The organism is Nocardia sp. NPDC051463, from assembly GCF_040681975.1.
GTDB lineage: Bacteria > Actinomycetota > Actinomycetes > Mycobacteriales > Mycobacteriaceae > Nocardia.
Map to the genome: position 1 here is coordinate 930,006 of NZ_JBFBAB010000001.1, position 16,418 is coordinate 946,423.

General features: G+C 65.5%; 17 protein-coding genes. 7 read left to right on the plus strand and 10 right to left on the minus strand.

Annotation, left to right across the window (positions count from 1 at the left end; genetic code table 11):
• Positions 1 to 79 precede the first annotated feature (79 nt).
• The 6 genes from fmt to AB0M74_RS04235 form a co-directional block, all read right to left on the minus strand.
• Positions 80 to 1,003, minus strand: a complete 924-nt coding sequence (gene fmt / locus AB0M74_RS04210; protein WP_364901441.1) for a methionyl-tRNA formyltransferase — start codon at positions 1,001 to 1,003, stop codon at positions 80 to 82.
• Positions 1,003 to 1,566, minus strand: a complete 564-nt coding sequence (gene def / locus AB0M74_RS04215; protein ID WP_364901443.1) for a peptide deformylase — start codon at positions 1,564 to 1,566, stop codon at positions 1,003 to 1,005. Before def ends, fmt begins: the two co-directional genes overlap by 1 nt.
• Before the next feature lie 317 nt (positions 1,567 to 1,883).
• Entirely contained in the window at positions 1,884 to 3,710 is a 1,827-nt protein-coding gene (locus AB0M74_RS04220; RefSeq protein WP_364901445.1) for a sugar-binding protein, read from the minus strand.
• Positions 3,711 to 4,635: 925 nt separating this feature from the next.
• The gene (locus AB0M74_RS04225; protein WP_364901447.1) at positions 4,636 to 5,346 is read right to left on the minus strand and encodes an ATP-binding cassette domain-containing protein; all 711 of its coding nucleotides are present in this window, start codon (positions 5,344 to 5,346) and stop codon (positions 4,636 to 4,638) included.
• 1 nt (position 5,347) lies between these two features.
• Positions 5,348 to 6,157 (minus strand): ABC transporter permease, encoded by an 810-nt coding sequence (locus AB0M74_RS04230; protein ID WP_364901449.1) that lies wholly within the window; start codon positions 6,155 to 6,157, stop codon positions 5,348 to 5,350.
• A 202-nt stretch (positions 6,158 to 6,359) separates the two neighbouring features.
• A complete protein-coding gene (locus tag AB0M74_RS04235) occupies positions 6,360 to 6,701 on the minus strand; it encodes a hypothetical protein (RefSeq protein WP_364901451.1) in 342 nt (113 codons plus the stop codon).
• Between the two features lie 921 nt (positions 6,702 to 7,622).
• On the opposite strand from AB0M74_RS04235, the gene AB0M74_RS04240 reads away from it, so the two are divergent.
• From AB0M74_RS04240 to AB0M74_RS04260, 5 genes are all read left to right on the plus strand, one after another.
• Positions 7,623 to 7,868 (plus strand): hypothetical protein, encoded by a 246-nt coding sequence (locus AB0M74_RS04240; RefSeq protein ID WP_364901453.1) that lies wholly within the window; start codon positions 7,623 to 7,625, stop codon positions 7,866 to 7,868.
• Positions 7,869 to 8,038: 170 nt separating this feature from the next.
• A complete protein-coding gene (locus AB0M74_RS04245; RefSeq protein WP_364901455.1) occupies positions 8,039 to 8,548 on the plus strand; it encodes a DUF2231 domain-containing protein in 510 nt (169 codons plus the stop codon).
• Between the two features lie 35 nt (positions 8,549 to 8,583).
• On the plus strand, positions 8,584 to 9,006 hold the full coding sequence (locus tag AB0M74_RS04250) for a hypothetical protein (RefSeq protein WP_364901457.1): 423 nt from the start codon (positions 8,584 to 8,586) through the stop codon (positions 9,004 to 9,006).
• A 179-nt stretch (positions 9,007 to 9,185) separates the two neighbouring features.
• A complete protein-coding gene (locus AB0M74_RS04255) occupies positions 9,186 to 10,343 on the plus strand; it encodes an FIST N-terminal domain-containing protein (RefSeq protein WP_364901459.1) in 1,158 nt (385 codons plus the stop codon).
• Between the two features lie 330 nt (positions 10,344 to 10,673).
• Entirely contained in the window at positions 10,674 to 11,444 is a 771-nt protein-coding gene (locus AB0M74_RS04260) for an MHYT domain-containing protein (protein WP_364901461.1), read from the plus strand.
• Positions 11,445 to 11,539: 95 nt separating this feature from the next.
• Here the strand turns inward: AB0M74_RS04260 and AB0M74_RS04265 are convergent, their stop codons facing one another.
• Together AB0M74_RS04265 and AB0M74_RS04270 are read right to left on the minus strand one after the other, a co-directional pair.
• Complete coding sequence (locus tag AB0M74_RS04265; RefSeq protein WP_364901463.1) at positions 11,540 to 12,562, minus strand: alpha/beta fold hydrolase; 1,023 nt, start codon at positions 12,560 to 12,562, stop codon at positions 11,540 to 11,542.
• A 77-nt stretch (positions 12,563 to 12,639) separates the two neighbouring features.
• Complete coding sequence (locus AB0M74_RS04270; protein ID WP_364901465.1) at positions 12,640 to 13,287, minus strand: PadR family transcriptional regulator; 648 nt, start codon at positions 13,285 to 13,287, stop codon at positions 12,640 to 12,642.
• Between the two features lie 254 nt (positions 13,288 to 13,541).
• On the opposite strand from AB0M74_RS04270, the gene AB0M74_RS04275 reads away from it, so the two are divergent.
• Entirely contained in the window at positions 13,542 to 14,231 is a 690-nt protein-coding gene (locus tag AB0M74_RS04275) for a TetR/AcrR family transcriptional regulator (protein WP_364901467.1), read from the plus strand.
• Between the two features lie 48 nt (positions 14,232 to 14,279).
• Here AB0M74_RS04275 and AB0M74_RS04280 read toward each other — a convergent pair whose 3' ends face one another.
• Positions 14,280 to 14,834, minus strand: coding sequence for a TetR/AcrR family transcriptional regulator (locus AB0M74_RS04280; RefSeq protein ID WP_364901468.1), 555 nt, complete (start codon positions 14,832 to 14,834; stop codon positions 14,280 to 14,282).
• Between the two features lie 107 nt (positions 14,835 to 14,941).
• Between AB0M74_RS04280 and AB0M74_RS04285 the strand changes: the two genes are divergently transcribed.
• On the plus strand, positions 14,942 to 15,787 hold the full coding sequence (locus tag AB0M74_RS04285) for an NAD(P)H-binding protein (RefSeq protein ID WP_364901470.1): 846 nt from the start codon (positions 14,942 to 14,944) through the stop codon (positions 15,785 to 15,787).
• A gap of 106 nt (positions 15,788 to 15,893) precedes the next feature.
• On the opposite strand, the gene AB0M74_RS04290 is transcribed toward AB0M74_RS04285, so the two are convergent.
• Entirely contained in the window at positions 15,894 to 16,331 is a 438-nt protein-coding gene (locus AB0M74_RS04290; protein WP_364901472.1) for a hypothetical protein, read from the minus strand.
• Between the last annotated feature and the right edge of the window lie 87 nt (positions 16,332 to 16,418).

The following is a 16,418-nucleotide window of genomic DNA, read 5'->3' on the forward strand; positions in this document are numbered from 1 at the left end:
CGTTGTGCACCGTTTTTCACCGGTGCCGATCCGACCCGACGTGCGTCGGACTGTCCTTTCCACTGGTGATCGTCGGTGCTCATTCGACCACCGCGCCCGGCTGCAGGCGCGCGCCGCGGGCCCAGTCGAGCGCTGCCATCATTCGTTTGCCTTGCGGTTGGACCTGATTCAGGCGGACCGCGGTGGTGGCGGTGCCCACGAAAACGCCGGACTTGCGAACTTCGATCGTTCGCGGCGGCAGCACTTCCTCGACCATTTCGACCGGTCCGAGTTTCACGCGGGCGCCACCGATCTCGGTGAACGCGCCGGGGGCCGGGGTGACCGCGCGGATACGCCTGCTGATGGCGAGCGCGGGCATGTCCCACCGGATGCGCCCGGCCTCGACGGCCACCTTGGGGGCATAGGAGACACCGTCGGTCGGCTGCGAAACGGCCTGCAGCGTCCGGTCTTCCACACCGTCGAGGGTGGTCTCCAGCAGGTGAGCGCCGCTGACCGCGAGCCGTTCGAGCAGCGCTCCCGCTGTGTCGGTCACCGCGATCTTCTCGGTGACGACGCCGAAGATCGGTCCGGTGTCCAAGCCCGCCTCGATCTGGAAGGTGGATGCGCCGGTGATCTCGTCACCGGCGTCGATCGCCGCCTGCACCGGCGCCGCGCCGCGCCAGGCGGGCAGCAGCGAAAAGTGCAGGTTGATCCAGCCGAAGCGCGGAATGTCGAGCACCTGCTGCGGCAACAGCGCACCGTAGGCGACCACGGGACAACAGTCGGGTTCGAGCGCGGTGAGCTGCTCGATGAATTCGGGCTCGGCCGGGCGGCGCGGGGTCAGCACCGGGATGCCGTGCTCGTCGGCCAACCGGCCGACCGGCGACCTGGTCACCTTGCGCCCACGTCCGGCGACCGCGTCGGGGCGGGTCAGCACGGCGACCACCTCATGACGCGGCGAATCAATGAATCGCTGCAGCGACAGCACCGCCGGTTCGGGTGTGCCAGCAAAGACGATGCGCATCAGCGACCACGCCCGAGCGGACCGGCCGGACTGGTCCCGAGCGCGCGCGAACTGCGCACCGTGATACCCGCTGTGAACCAATCGGATTCGCGGATGGTGCGCATCGCCTCCTTGCGCGCAGCTGGATCCAGTCGATCCAGGAACAGCACACCGTCCAAGTGGTCGGTCTCGTGCTGCACGCATCGGGCAAGCAATCCCTCGGCCGCGAACTCGATCGGCACGCCGTCCACATCGAACCCGGACGCACGCACCCGCAGCGCCCGCCGCGTGTCATAGCGCACACCGGGAATCGACAGGCACCCTTCCGGCCCGACCTGCTCTTCCTCGCCGTCCACCACGTATGTCGGGTTCACCAGATGGCCCGCGGCATCGCCGGTGTCGTAGACGAACACCCGCAGGCCGACACCGATCTGCGGCGCCGCCATCCCGACCCCGCCATCGTCGTGCATGGTGTCGGTGAGGTCGGCGACGAGCTGGCGCAACTCACGATCGAACTCGGTGACCTCCGCCGCACGTGCACGCAGGATGGGGTCGCCGAAGAGGCGAACGGGCTGAATGGTCACGGCGGACTCCCGGAAACGAATGAACACGGTCGTCTCATTCTAGTGAGACGACCCGATTCTCCTGACCTCCCCGACACAACGACCGAAAGCTGGTAGAACTCGAGTGCGGTCCGGGCGGGGTGCCAACCCCTCCGCCCGGCCGCCTGAACCGACCTGGTCAGCGACAGAGAGTCACCGCTACTTCTGCAGCTCACCTGCCGAATCACGACACGTCGCAGCATTTCACGATACAAAGTGCTCCTCCGAGGTCGTGTTTCAACCGGTTCCTGACATGCCTGTGGCTCCGACAGAACCTGGTATCGGCACGCAGGCGCGAGCTAGCGTACGAGTCCGGGACGCGGGCTGCCCGCGATCGGCACTCCGGTCCGTCTGGCCTGGGCCAGCGACGCGGACGAGTCGGCGCTACACGCGGCGGTCTGCGGAATGGCGGGCGACGCCTCGGTCGTCGGGGGGTCCGCTGGCGGTCGATAGCCGACGAGTGTGGCATTACCCCACACGTACGGGTCTGCCTGCGCGCTGCCGAATGGCGACCAGGCCAGACGGATCTGACCGGTCTTGTCGTCGGTGTCGGAGTCGTAGACGAGGATGTTCATCGCGAACTCGGTGGAATCAACCGCTGCGGGAAGCCCGGTGAGCGGGATCTTCACCTCGATCGAGTACCCCCGGTACGGCTCGGTGACCATCGCGGCCACCTGCATCCCCGGCATCGCATCGCCCGCCTCGCCCTGATGATTGTCGGCGTCGCGCTCGGCAGCTGGGCCACCTCGGCCTGCTGTGTACGGCAGAATGCCGGTCTTGAAGGTGGTCGAGGTGTCGTCGGAGTCCCCGCGTGGGTCGAGGGCGATCTCGATCGAGTCGGTGCGCCAATGCCGCTTGATGTCGTCGGCCGGAAGTTCGGCGCCCTTTCGGTCGTCGGTGACGTTGACCAGCACGTACAGGTCGTCGTCGTGCCTAGCCAGCTTCGCTGTCGCCGCGCATCCGCCGCCACCCTCCCAGACGGCGAGCGGCAGTTCCGGCCCGGGATACTCCCCGGGTCCCTCGACGCCATTGAGGATAGGGGCGGCCGCAACGGCCGGGATCGTGGTGCTCGGATTCGGTGGATAGTTCGGTTGGACCCGATTGGCCAACCACGGCAACCCGACGCGGTCCGCCCAGTCACGGAACTCGGCGTACAGCGGCTTCAATCCAGTTTGTCGGTGCACGGCCGCCTGGACGAACCGACCGTCCGCGGCCAGCACCGTGAACCAATCGGAACCGAGCTGCCCCGGGTCCGACGACACTTGCGCAGGCATCGCAGCGAAACCTTGTGTCAGATAAAGCCGCGTCGCGTCGCGCTCGACCTGCGCCCAGGTCGTGTTGTGTTCGCGTGAGCGAGCGCCGGACCACACGCCGATGACCGGCAAACCGGTGTCGGGATCGGTGCGTCGTTGTTCGGGTGCGTCCGGCCCGAGCAAAGAGTCGAACCCGTAGTTCTGGGCAAGAAGCCTGCTGGGATGCCACGGCGTCAGCCCTTCATCGGTGATCTGCTCGGGATACGCCAGTGGATCCCCCGCCAGTCGGAACGCCTCGATACCGAGACGTGCCGAGAGTTGGTGGCCACCATGCTGGTTGAACGGCCGGGGGTCCATCACCACGATCGTGTGCGGCGTGGTCAGCCGCACCAGCCGCACCAGCCGCGCCATGGTGTCCTGCTCGCCCCAAATGCGTGCGGTCAGCGGCGCGGAGAGGGTGTACCAGAAGTCCGGCTTGTCGAGGTAGTAGATGTTCTCGACCCCAGCGAAGGCGGTCGCCTTGCGTTCCTCCATCTCCCGGATCAGACCCAACTCCGGGCCTTCTTCCAGTCCGACGGCATTGCCGCCACCCTCACCGCGCGTGACGGTGACGACGCCGGTGCTCCAGCCCAAGTCTTCGTGCCACTGTCCGAAGGTAGACAGGTTGCTCGATTCATCGTCCGGATGCGCACCAACGAACAACACGTCGGTATGAGCCGGATCCCGCGCCGCATTCACCGGGTTCCGTTGACCCCCCCGCCCGACGCTGTCCGACGAAGCGTCCCCTACCAGCCAGGTTGCGGCCAGGGCCGAGGCAAGGACAGCACGCCGACTCAGCCTGCCCCCGAGGCCGCTCACTCCCCCCTTCGCCATCCATCCTCCAGTCGTCCCATATACCTTGTCGCACGTCGGTTGCCGTCGAATCACAATGTGAAGTTCACAATTCGACTCAGTTCGAACTTTAGATCTCCGGGGCTGAACGACCCCGATGAGGCAAGCAGCCGACAGCGTCTCGAAGTTCAATGTTGACCCAGTTGAACATATTTGAACTAGCGCACGGACCATCGGCCGGAGTCCGGAAAGCCTACGCGAGCAGAAACAACGAAGGCCCGGTCCTGCTGGACCGGGCCTTCCCAGTGGACAAGTACAGGCCGATTTCGTCGTCGACGATATTCCTGGCAGTGATCTGCCAGGGAATGGGCTTCGGCAGCCGCACCGCTGGAGAACCGACCGCTCCTCTGCCTCGAGTTGACCCCCGTCCCGCTGCCATCGACTGCCAAACCTGGTCGCGGCAATGGCGGCGGCGAAACGAGAGCACCAACGTGCCGGATGAATTCACCCCAGACCGCCCCACGCTGTCCGGCCGAGCACTGGCCGCAGCGAGAAAGTGGCCAGCCGCCACCACCTCGACCCCCATCGACGATCGGGTATCGAAACATCAACCGCGGGAACAGGGTTAGTCGACGCTGGAACCAACAAACATGCTCTGCGCCGATCCGCTGCGCTGGCGCGATCTCGACGCCGTGGCCCGCTCGTCGGCGCCGGTGGCGGAGTGGGCCACGGTGCTGGAATCCCCTCTCGTGCTCGCGATTCGACGCTTCGACCTCGATGCACCGGCAACGCTCCTGCGCGGCTGCGCCGAACTTGGACTGGCCCGGCGTCCTGTCCCTGCGCGAGCGATCGGATTCTCGATCGCCCAGCAGCAGGCCGACGGTGGTTTCGGTTTCGCGACCGAGAGTGCGGACGGATCCGAAGCGGATCTTCGGATCGCCCTTACTCGGCACTGCGAGCTGCTGCTTCAGCGGATCTGTGAACCACACGATTCGAGGATGCGGAAGAACCCCGTCTCGAGATCACCGTCGCCCGCGATGCCGGCCAGCGTGCCCTCGTAGCGGGTCTTGCCCGCGACCAGCACCGCGACGCGGTCGCATACCTGCGCGATCTCCGAAAGCTGATGGCTGGAGATGAAGACAGTCGTCCCGTTGGCGGCCAGTGCCCGGATGATGCCCCGCATCTCCCGGATACCGACTGGATCGAGTCCATTGGTCGGCTCGTCGAGCAGTAAGAGCTTCGGCCGCGCCAGCAGCGCGATGGCGATGCCGAGCCGCCACCGCATGCCGAGCGAGAATGCCTGTACCTTGCGGTCTCGGACCTCCGTCAGCTGCACAACGGCGAGGGTGTCGTCGATCCACGCTTCAGGCACGCCGCGCAGTCGCGCGTGAATTCGCAGATGGGTCATCGCATCCAGCTTCGGCCACAGTCCCGGCGTCTCGATCAGCGCGCCGACGTCGACGAGCTGAGCCTGGTCGTATGGTTGGCCGAACAGGCGGATCTCGCCGTCGGGCGGCCGTTGCAGGCCGAGCACGGTCTTCATCACCGTGGACTTGCCCGCACCATTTGGGCCCAGCAGCCCGTAGACCTCTCCCGAGCGCACCGACAGATCGACGCCGTCGAGGGCGCGGTGATTTCGGTAGTGCTTATGTAGCCCGGACACTTCCAACGCAAACACTTCAGATCTCCTTGCGTTTGATGTGGACCGCGCCGAGCGCGAGGACCAGCGCCGCCAGCCCGATCGACATCGCGATGGCCGGCAGGATGACGCCGTGATCGCGCACCGGGCTGTCTGCGGGCAGTGGAACACCGTTGGGGCCGATCTCGGCCAACGGAAGGATGACACGCATCGGCCAGGCGAACGGCACTGCCATCCACCAACTCTTGTCCGCGATGAGCATGCCGCTCATCATTCCGACGACGCCGATCGCGATGGTCGGGCCGAGACCCCACGCCATCGATACGACCAGAGCCACTGCGGCACAACCTAATCCGGCCAGCCACGGCAGGAAGGACGCGGCAACGATGGTGGCGACGCTGGTGCCGAGCCGTCCGCTCAGCGCGGCACCAGCGCACAGCAGCAGCGCGAGCAGCGCGGTCGAAACCGCGGACAACACGGCCAGCGCGATGTACTTGCCGAGCAGGAAGCGGGTCCGTGGCACCGCGTAGGAGAACAGCAGCCGCCAGGCATCCTGGTCCGCTCGAACGGAGAGCGCGGCATACAGAGCGGCCGTCATCGGGATCAGGACACCCCAACCTTCGAGGACAACATCCCGAAACACAGTCCAGGCATGGCCTGACTTTCCCTCCGGCGAGGCCAACGACATCGGGTAGAGCGGGGCGGTGAGGACGATGGGCACCAGAATCGCGAACCAGCCGATAAAGCCGCGACGAATCCTGGACAGTTCGGTGGCGGTGACGCCCCACAAGCTGGGCTGGTCCGGCCTGGGGCGAGCGTCAGGCCCCTGGCATGCTGCGGTCGTGGCCATATTTCTCCTCCGGCTGTCGGTCGTCAACGAGTTCGTAGCCGTTTGACACGGCACGGTTCACTGCGTGGCGCGTGCGTGTCGGCGGCCAGTGCGGCCGCGGCAAACTGGGGTGTCTGCTCATTCGCCGGCATCGTGCCCAGGATAGGAACAGGGTACGAAAGTCCGACGTGACCGCACTGCGCTCTGTTGGCTCGATCCGTCATCACCGGGGAACACCGGTCAGATGGGCAAGGTCGGACAGCGTGGCTAGGTGGTCCGCGGTCGCAGACCTCCTCAGCTGGGATCGGCCTTCCACGCCCACCGTGTCGTACAGATTGCGGATGCGCCGATACATGGATCGTTCCGACATGTAGTTGAGACGCGCGATCTCGGCAACGGTCATCGCGCTTCGCAGCATCCCCAGTAGCCGAACATCGGACTCGCTCAGCACCTTTCGTGACGTGTCGGTACTGCGCGGAGACGGTTCCTCGGGCGAGGACAATTCACCGAACTTCGGAGAGCGGGCCCGCTTGTCGGACGGCGCCTGGGTAACCGCTCCCAGCATTGCCTGCCGAGAAGTTCTCGAGGCCGGCCGCGTGTGCTCGTACATTTGCGCACAGACTATTTCGGCCTGTCTCTCACCCGGTATCGCGACGTTGATCACAAAGTCGGCCCCGGATCGGATCGCGAAGTAGGTGGAATGACCTGTCACGTCATTGGTTACCGCGACAATCAGCCCGACGGCATGCCGGGACCGGATAGAGCGCAGGCTCTCAGCCTGGTACTCAGCGTTGACAGGAAGCATGATCGGGGCACCCGAAACGTCAGGGCGCGAGACCAGTTCGTCATAGTCAGCGAACTCGATCCGAAACAAGCGAGCGAATATCGTCGTCCACATCCCGTTGGCGGTGTCCAGGTACTCATGGAGACTCTGATGTGCGAAGACTGTGAGTGAGGTGTCCTCCCCAGCACCCGGACTCAGTTGCGTTGACACCCTCGAAGAAGTCACCACGCCGCTCGACCCATCATCTGGTGGTCGATGCTTGTCTGCTGCCGGCAACACAGTGCCGCCGCCTGTGGCATCGCGCTCATCGGATGGGTGCCTGAGACTCTCTCGAAATGATCAGCAACGCGTGGTTCCAGGCCGACAGCGGGCGGTGTCATGCGCGCTATGGAGGGCCGGCAGATTCGTCGGCTGATTCCTGTGTCGGTCGTGTAACCGGCAGGCGCAAGACCGGACGGGCTGGGGCCCCCCTTGCCTATGTCGATCATGGTCAACTCCCCGTCCTTCCGCCGCGACCGCTCGCCGAGAGCGATCGAGCCCCGGCATCCTGCTACATGTAGTGACGCAACAACCTCACGATCGGTTCCGTAGTACTGCAATAGATTCAGAGCGGTATAACCGTCGGGGTGGCCAAGCCATGCACGAGAGCTTGACCATGAAGCTCCGGGAAATCGACGGCGAGCAGGACCAGCTCATCACGACTTGGCCGCCGACGGAACCTTGCCGCAGGACAAGATCAAAGAACGACTGCGCGGCATCCAGGACACCCGGAGAAGCGTCGAAGCTCAGTTGAGCGGTGTGAGCGCGGCACTGCCCCTATCGTTTGTTCCGAAGCTTGCAGATCGACCAGGCCAGGATCGGCGAGGAATCTCGATTCATCCCGAACTGCCCAACGTGGGCTTGCGGGTCGACGCACGCTTCGATCACGCCAGGGTGCTGTCATACTGACTGCGCAGACATTTCGCCCCGACCCTCGCGTTTCGTTGTTGCCGCATGGACCGACTGAGCCTTGTGATGCCGACTGATCGCCGTCGAATCGACGCCGACGTCCAAACCTGTCTTTCCGACCACGTGCTGTGGGTGCCCCCGAACCGATTGGGCACAGTTGGGAGGTTGCCGTGACCAGTGATCCGCAGCAGGCCAAACGCCCGGTGAGCCCCTGGCTGGCCGGACCATACGGACACCCGTTCCATCCGATCCTGGTGACTGTGCCGATCGGCGCCTGGGTGGCGAGCATCGTGTTCGACATTGCTTCCCATGTCGTCGAAGATCCGCAGTTCCTCGCCAAGGGCGCCCAATGGCTGATCGCGATCGGAGTGCTCGGGGCACTGGCCGCAGCATCGATCGGACTTCTCGATCTGCTCACCATCCCCACCCACACGCCGGCATTCCGGACCGGTCTGCTGCACATGTGTGTCAATCTCGCCGTGACCGTCGCCTTCGCGCTCGATTTCCTCTGGCGCCGGGCCGAGACAGGACCAGAAGGCGCCGTCGCACTAGGCCCGCTGCTGTTGTCGGTGGCGAGCCTCGCGGCACTCGCCGTGTCCGGCTACCTCGGCGGAAAGCTCGCCTACCACTACGGCGTCCGGGTCGCCGCAGAGACCGACCAGGCCGCCGGATTTCTCTGAGTCCACTCCCTTCAATCAACCGTCAGGAGCATGTCATGGGTATCGCGGCTCTGATCACCTGGTTGCTCACGGCCGTCGGTGGCTTCGTGCTGCTCGGCACCTGGATCGCCAAGGGAGGTGCACGCCAGCCCACTACCACCCACCTGCCGCCACCGGTCGTGTTCGGCCACTTCCTGCTCGCGGTGGCCGGACTGGTTGTGTGGATCGTCTACCTCGTCATCGACAAGACCGCGCTCGCCTGGATTGCGTTCGCCCTGCTGGTCCCGGTAGCCCTGCTCGGATTCGCCATGCTGGTGCGCTGGCTGCCTGTCTACCGGGCGCGTTCAGCCGCGGATGCACCGGCACCAGCACCAGCCGAACAACACTTCCCGATCGCGGTCGTCGCCGGGCACGGCGTATTCGCCGTGACAACTGTGATCCTGACACTGCTGACCGCACTCGGCGTCGGCGAAAGTTGACCCTCGAACACAACCCCTCTCGCCGATATATCCGGACAGCGACTGAACCCATCCGGTGATTTCGCGGATGGAACCGGGTGCGGCAGCGGAGCACGGATGGCTGTACTCCCGTGGGTTCGGCTGAGATATGTTGTGCGGCAACAATACCTACGGGTCCGTAGTTTGGCTACGATGGAAGGGTGCGGATCGCAGTCGGGCTTTCTACCGCACCCGAGGCGCGGCAGGCGGGTGCGGAGGCTGCGGCGCACGCACTCGATCAGCTCGCGGGCGAGACGCTGTCGCTTGCCGTGCTGCTCACGTCCCGGGCATACACCGACGAGGCTTCGGCCGTGCTCGCCGGTGTCCACCAGTCAGTCCGGGTGCCCGCGCTGGTCGGATGCGTGGCGCAGAGTGTGGTGGCGGGCCGCCGCGAGATGGAGAACGAGCCCTCGGTGGCACTGTGGCTGGCATCCGGCTTACCCGCCGCCGCTGAGACGTTCCAGCTGGAGTGCATCCGCACAACGACCGGCGGGCTGCTCGCCGGCCACCGCTTCGACCAGGCCGTAGGCGACTTCCATTTGCTGTTGTCGGACCCGTACTCGTTCCCGATCGATGTACTACTCGAACATCTGAACGCCGATCTGCCCGGCACCGTCGTGATGGGTGGGCTGGTGAGCGGTATGCAGGGCCCAGCAGGCAGCAGGCTGTTTCGAGACCGCGAGGTGGTGGCCTCCGGCGCGGTTGGTGTTCGACTTCCCGGGCTGCGCGGGGTGCCGATCGTTTCGCAGGGATGTCGGCCGATCGGGTACCCGTATATCGTCACCGGCGCGCGTGGCGCTCTGATCACCGAACTCGGCGGTCGGCCGCCGAGCGAACGGTTGCGGGAGATCGTCACGGTGCTGCCACCCGATCAGCTAGAGCTGCTGACGCACGGCCTGCAGATCGGAATCGTGGTCGACGAGCATCTCGCAGCGCCAGGGCAGGGCGATTTCCTGATCCGGGGCATCCTCGGCGCCGACCCGTCGAGCGGCGCGATCGAGGTCGGCGAGGTGGTCGAGGTCGGCACGACCGTACAGTTCCAGGTCCGCGATGCGGTCGGGGCGGACAAAGATCTGCGTGCGGCCCTCGTGCAGGCCAGTTCGGATCTGCCCGGGCGTCCGGCCGGTGCGTTGCTGTTCACGTGTAACGGACGCGGCAGGCGAATGTTCGGGGTCGCCGATCATGACGCCGCAACGATCGATGACCTCCTCGGCGGCATTCCACTTGCGGGTTTCTCGGCCGCCGGCGAGATCGGCCCCATCGCGGGCCGCAACGCGCTGCACGGATTCACGGCCTCGATAGCGCTGTTCGTCGAATGAGCGTCGACATCGGGTCCGCGCCGAGCTGAACCACTTCCTACGCCCGACGACTGCTTGTTGCGTAGGCCGTTCAGCCTGCACCAGACACGAGGCGATCTCCTTCGGGCACTCGGGTGGCAGCGCCGTCGTTACCGTGGAAGCACACGGTTTGCCCGAGCAGTGGACGTGGTCAGCCACCGAGTCGCCAGCCGCGCCCAACCCTCATCAGGCCGGGTGCTGAACTTTACTTTCCTTTTAGAGGAACAACTTCCTTTTTATTTGCTACCCAGGGTAGCCTCCCAGTTGCAGCTGCTGCCGCTATCGAAGCACTCTTCTGGCATTGGAGTTCGTGTGCTGGAAATTCATCACTTCAGCTATGGACTGGTTACGCCGGTCCTCGCCTACGTCATGTCGGTCGTCGGTTCATTGCTGGGCCTACGATGCGTAGCCCGGTCCCGGATCGGCGCCGGACACCCAGGCTGGCTTGTCGCCGCGGCGGTCGCGCTCGGCGGCACCGGGATCTGGGTCATGCATTTCATCGCGATGCTCGGCTTCTCGATCAACGGAGCGTCGATCCGGTACAACGTGCCGATCACATTGCTCAGCGCGATCATCGCGATGGTGGTGGTGTGGATCGGACTGTCGATCGTGAACCGGCGACCCAACCGGGCGTCCGCACTGATGGGCGGCGGCACGGTTACCGGCCTAGGTGTGGGGACAATGCACTACTCGGGCATGTACGCGATGAATTCCGACGCAATCATCGACTACGACATGCGCATAGTCGCGCTATCGATCGCCATCGCGGTGGTCGCGGCGACCGCGGCACTGTGGTTCACCCTGCATGTGCGCGGATGGTTCGCCACTGGCGGCGCCGCCCTGATCATGGGGGTCGCGGTGTGCGGTATGCACTACACCGGCATGGCCGCCATGCGCGCACACCATGGGATGCACATGCCCCCGCCCTCTGGTGCCGGAGCATTGCAGCTGCTGACCCCACTGATCACCATCGTCAGCATCGTGGCAATGGGACTTCTCCTCCACCTCGGTGTCACCAACGTGGGCGAATTCGGCGAGCAGGCGGACGATACGGCGCCTCATGAATACTGGCCGACCCGCTGAGCCCGCGCCCAGCCCCCCGGCAGGCCCGTGAGCTGTCTGCCGACCACGTGGCCCGGCGCCCCACCCTGCCCGGCGGGGCGCCGTTCGCGCTGCGATCAGGAGTTTCCGGCGATGATCACTTCGGGTATGCCGGTGCCGAGGGCCACGGTTGCGCAGGTCGGCGCGGCAGCGTGTGCCGGATCCAGCACGGTGAGCAGCAGTTGCTGTACGAACGGGTCGTAGACCATATGGAAGTGACCGGTCAGGTCGGCGGCACACAGGTCCTGTAGTGCGATATTGCGCGCGCCAGGACCGTGCAGAGCGATGTTCTCGAAGGGTTGGATCATCTCGTCGACCCGGCTGCCGATGGTCGTGTACTGAACCCCGGGGACCGTGTCACCACCGGCATTGAGTTCGACCATGAGCGGCGAGCCCTGCGCCTGTTCCACCGCCGCCAGCGACGTCACCAGCTGAAATGCCTGCAGCGCGCCGGGAATCGCCTGCGCGACCGGCGCCAATCCGTACATCACCCCGCCGTAGCTCGGGGACGCGATGCCGACCCACTGGCCGACCCTCGGCGCGCCGCCGAGCTTGTTGACATAGAGACGAGTCACGTTGGCGCCCTGGGAGAACCCGACGAGATCGACCTGCGTCGCTCCGGTGGCGGCAAGCACATCCTCGATAAACGCGCCGATCTGGTGCGCGCCCAACCACAGATCCTCGGTCCCGTAGCTTTCCGCACCCGGCTTGCCGCCGTAGTTGAGCGCGAAGACGCAGAAGCCTGCCGCGGTGAGCTGCGGCGCGATGGCCGACCAGTCGGAGTATGCGGTGGAATCGGTGCCGTGCGCGAGCACCACCGGCCGCGGGTGGGCGGCGGTCGGAGCACAGCCGAAATCGTTGGTACCTGCGGGAACCGCGTTCGGATGGGTCTTCAGATACGTCGCGGCGGCCAGGTGATCCCGTTGCGGCGGACCGGGTTCGGTGGGCACGTCCGCAGGCCGATAGCCCGCGGGTTCAGCCTTCGCGGCCGTAGATGCCACGCCGGAGCCGACGATGACAGCTCCGGCCAGCGCGCCGACCAGCACGACACGACACAATTGTGAACAACCCCAACCCCACAATCCACCTGCCTGTTCCATCTCACAATGATCCACCCGAAAGGGGGTGAAATGCGCGCTGGGAAGGGGTGTTTCACGCTTCTGTTAGGCAGTGAAGGCTATGACTTCTCAGGGCTTTCATCTTCGGCGAGGATGCGGTATAAGGCCTTACGCGCCTCGGTGAGCACCGCGGCCGCCTTGGTCGCCTGCGCGGGAGTGCCCGCCGCCGCGACCTGCCCGACCGCACCCATCAACTGACCGACAAGCCCACGCAGATCGATGGCCTGCGCGCCGACGTCTTCCTTGATGTCTGCCCATGGGTCGCCGAGTTCATCACGATTCGCCGCGACGTACTCGGTGCCGATTTCGGTGAGTTTCGCGGTCTTGCGACCCGCCACCTTCTCGATGAGCACCAGACCCTCGTCTTCCAACTGTGCAAGCGCGGGGTAGATGGACCCCGGACTCGGCCGCCAGACGTCGTCGCTACGCTCCCTGATTTGCTGGATGAGTTCGTATCCGTGCATCGGCCGCTCAGTGAGCAGCAGCAGCACAGCCGCGCGCACGTCGCCGCGACGACCTCGGCCACCCCGGCCGCGCCCACGTCCGAAGTGCGGTCCGAAACCGGGCCCGAAGCCAGGGCCGAACTCGGGTCCGAAGCCGTGCCGTCCGCCGTGACGATGCTGATGTCGCTCAGGTCCGCACCCCTCTGCCCCTGGCCGGTTCCATCGGCCACGCCGTCCGAAGTCTCGTTGTTCCCTGCTTTCCATGATTGCCTCCTCAGGCTTTCGCGTTCGATTCATAATATCGACGATATATCGACAATGCATCGCCGACAAGAGTGAAGGCAGGCACAAACCAACCGGACGGATAGAGAAGAGACCGCACGCCCATTCGATGCGCGCCCCTCGGGCAGGCGGCGGAACCGCGCCGCACCCAACGCCCGGCCCCATGATGGCCCGCCGGAACACGGCGTTGCGAGGTCGATTCATAACAACGTTATCCACAGTAGATTAACGCAGCTATGGACGGCAGTCGGCGCGAAGCAGATCCGGACCCACGTCAAAAAATCATCGAAGCGAGCCTGCGACTGCTCGAAGAAGGCGGCACCGAGGCGCTACAGGCGCGCCGTATCGGCGCCGAAATCGGCGCCTCCACGATGGCCGTGTACACCCATTTCGGCGGTATGCACCGGCTGCTGGAAGCGATCGTCGCAGAAGCACTCGCCCGCTTCGGCGCGGCACTGGCGGCCGCGCCCGCCAGCGACGACCCGGTGGCGGACCTCTTCCGCATCGGCCACGCCTATCGGCAGTACGCACTGGCAAGTCCGCAGCGCTATCGATTGATGTTCCGGCTGGCCACGACCCCCAAACCGGGCCCGAAGCCGACAACCTCGGCCGGTCGGCCCCCCCGGCCGGTCGGCGACACCGGTTTCGACGGATTGATCCGAACGGTCGAGCGAATCATCGCCGCCGAGCGGATTCGCATCGGTCCCGCGACCGAGATAGCCCACCGGGTCTGGGGGTTGACCCACGGCATGGTGATGCTCGAACTTGCCGGCTACCTCGGGCCCGACGGACCGACCGTCGCCCACGCTCTCGAGGCGACGATGCTCGACCTGCTCGTCGGCATGGGCGACGATCGCGATCGCGCGACCCGGTCATGGGCGCGAGCCGCCGCCGACATCGAGCAGGCGGGCGCCGACGACGACTGACGCCGCCACACCCGAATCATCCAGGTGCACCTGTGGACCGGTCCACGATCACGATTGCAGTCCATCGATCCAGCGCTCGAGGCGAAGCCCCTCGGCGCGCATGAGCTCGGGGTCGTGGAAGGTGTTGGTGAGCAGCGATATTCCCTGATACGACGCAACCAGGGCCACCGCCAATTCGCCCGCATCACTGCGCCCCATCGCCGCGAATTGTCGCTCGACCCAGTCGATCAGCACACGCATATTCGCCGCCGACTCCCGGTCGAGGCCGTCGACCCGCTTACCGAGCTCAGTGGCCAATGTTCCCGTGGGACAACCGAACCGAGCAGCCACCTCGCGCTGTTCGACCCAGCCCCGCACCAGCGCCTGTAACCGATCGCGCGGCTGCTCGCATTCTTCCAGCACAACGATCAGATCCTGAAGCGACCGCGCGTGCGCGCCGAGCGCCGCCTGGACCAGCTGATCCTTCGTCTTGAAGTAGTAGTACACATTGCCGACCGGCACCTCCGCGGCAGCGGCGATGTCGGCGATCGTCGTCTTCTCGACGCCCTGTCGATAGAACACCTCCGCCGCCGCCGCAGCCAGCCGCTCCCGCTTACCTGTCATGCGCTCACCTTCCATTGGTTAGTTATTCAACTGACTATAGACAGACTTCAGATTGTCGGCTACGTTCATGTCAGCGCATAAGTCAGTCAACTAACTCAGGAGTGGCAGTGATCGTTGTGACCGGAGCAACCGGCAATGTTGGACGTACCCTCGTGCAGACCCTCGCCGCGGCGGGCGAACAGGTGATCGCCGTGTCCCGCGGGATCACGCCACCGGCACTGCCCGACGGCGTGCGCCACCAGCGCGCCGATGTGACCGAGCCCGAAACCCTCGCCCCCGCGTTCGCAGGTGCGAAGGCACTCTTTCTGCACGACACCGGCACCAGCGCCCACCTGATGGATCCGCGAGCCATTCTCGAACTCGCGAAATCCGCCGGGATCCGGCGCGTTGTGCAGCTGTCCTCGCAAGGCGTCGTCACCCGACCGGAGTCGGCTTCCCATGGACAGTTGGGACAATCGATCGAGCACGCCGTGCGGGAGTCAGGGCTGGAGTGGACGATCCTGCGGCCCAGCGCCTTCGCCTCCAATGCGTACGCCTGGGTCGAGTCGGCCCGCAACCAGCGCACGGTCGCGGCACCATTCGGCGAAGTCGGCCTGCCGGTCATCGATCCGGCCGACATCGCCGAGGTCGCCGCGGCAGCTTTGCGGGAAGACGGCCACGCCGAGCAGATCTATACGTTGACCGGCCCAGCCCTCAGCACACCGCGCCAGCGGGCCGAAGACCTCGGTGCCGCGCTCGGCGAGCCGATCCTTTTCATCGAGCAGACGCGCGAGCAGGCGCGGGCACAAATGATGCAGTTCATGCCAGAGCCGGTCGTCGAGACCACGCTGGCCATCATCGGCGCCCCCACTCCGGCGGAGCAGCAGGTATCCCCCGACGTCGAAAAGGTGCTCGGGCGCACACCGCACAGCTTCGCGGACTGGGTTCGGCGAAACGCAGTCGCGTTCAAGTAGTCCGGCCTGTTGACAGCGTTCGAGGGCGAATGCTGTCAACTCGGTCGTTGGACGGTGCGAACAAGCTGCTCACCCTTGCGATCCCGGACATCGATGCCGAGGGCAATCAGCTTCTCGTCGAGTTCCTCGATCGTGAGTGGCTTCTTGTCGGCGACCGCGCGGCGCCGAAACGAGCCAGCCGCAACCGGTTTCGGTCGACCACGACCAGGTCGGCGCCTTCGCGGAAGACGGCGTCGACCTGGGCACGCGACATGTACTGTTCCCGCTCATCCTTGGACAACTCGATATGGTCGTCGGCGACGATGAGCGCAAGACTCTCCTTGCGCGCGGCATCGAACAGGGTAAGCCCTGCCAGCAAACCGACGACTGCGGCGAGGGGCACCAGCCAAACCGGCGAGATCGTCATCGCCAGCTCGAGCCGGCCGGGCACCGAGGGCAGCGTCTCGACCGCCCAGCCACCGACCGGCGGCACGGCGAAGCCTATGCCTTTGCCGAGCGCGAGCCCACCGAAGGCGAAGAGCCACAACCACACTGCGGAAAACACAGCTCGGTGGGCGCGGGTTTACTCGTCATCGGGCAAATTCGCCAGCCACCGACGGCCCGAAGCCGACTCGCGCCTGGTCGGCCTCGG

Coding starts and splice junctions, on each gene's coding strand:
- AB0M74_RS04235 (WP_364901451.1), bottom strand. CDS start 6,701: ATGCTGGGAGCGGTTACCCAGGCGCCGTCCGACAAGCGGGCCCGCTCT.
- AB0M74_RS04250 (WP_364901457.1), top strand. CDS start 8,584: ATGGGTATCGCGGCTCTGATCACCTGGTTGCTCACGGCCGTCGGTGGC.
- fmt (WP_364901441.1), bottom strand. CDS start 1,003: ATGCGCATCGTCTTTGCTGGCACACCCGAACCGGCGGTGCTGTCGCTG.
- AB0M74_RS04275 (WP_364901467.1), top strand. CDS start 13,542: ATGGACGGCAGTCGGCGCGAAGCAGATCCGGACCCACGTCAAAAAATC.
- AB0M74_RS04265 (WP_364901463.1), bottom strand. CDS start 12,562: ATGGAACAGGCAGGTGGATTGTGGGGTTGGGGTTGTTCACAATTGTGT.
- AB0M74_RS04270 (WP_364901465.1), bottom strand. CDS start 13,287: ATGGAAAGCAGGGAACAACGAGACTTCGGACGGCGTGGCCGATGGAAC.
- AB0M74_RS04230 (WP_364901449.1), bottom strand. CDS start 6,157: ATGGCCACGACCGCAGCATGCCAGGGGCCTGACGCTCGCCCCAGGCCG.
- AB0M74_RS04220 (WP_364901445.1), bottom strand. CDS start 3,710: ATGGCGAAGGGGGGAGTGAGCGGCCTCGGGGGCAGGCTGAGTCGGCGT.
- AB0M74_RS04280 (WP_364901468.1), bottom strand. CDS start 14,834: ATGACAGGTAAGCGGGAGCGGCTGGCTGCGGCGGCGGCGGAGGTGTTC.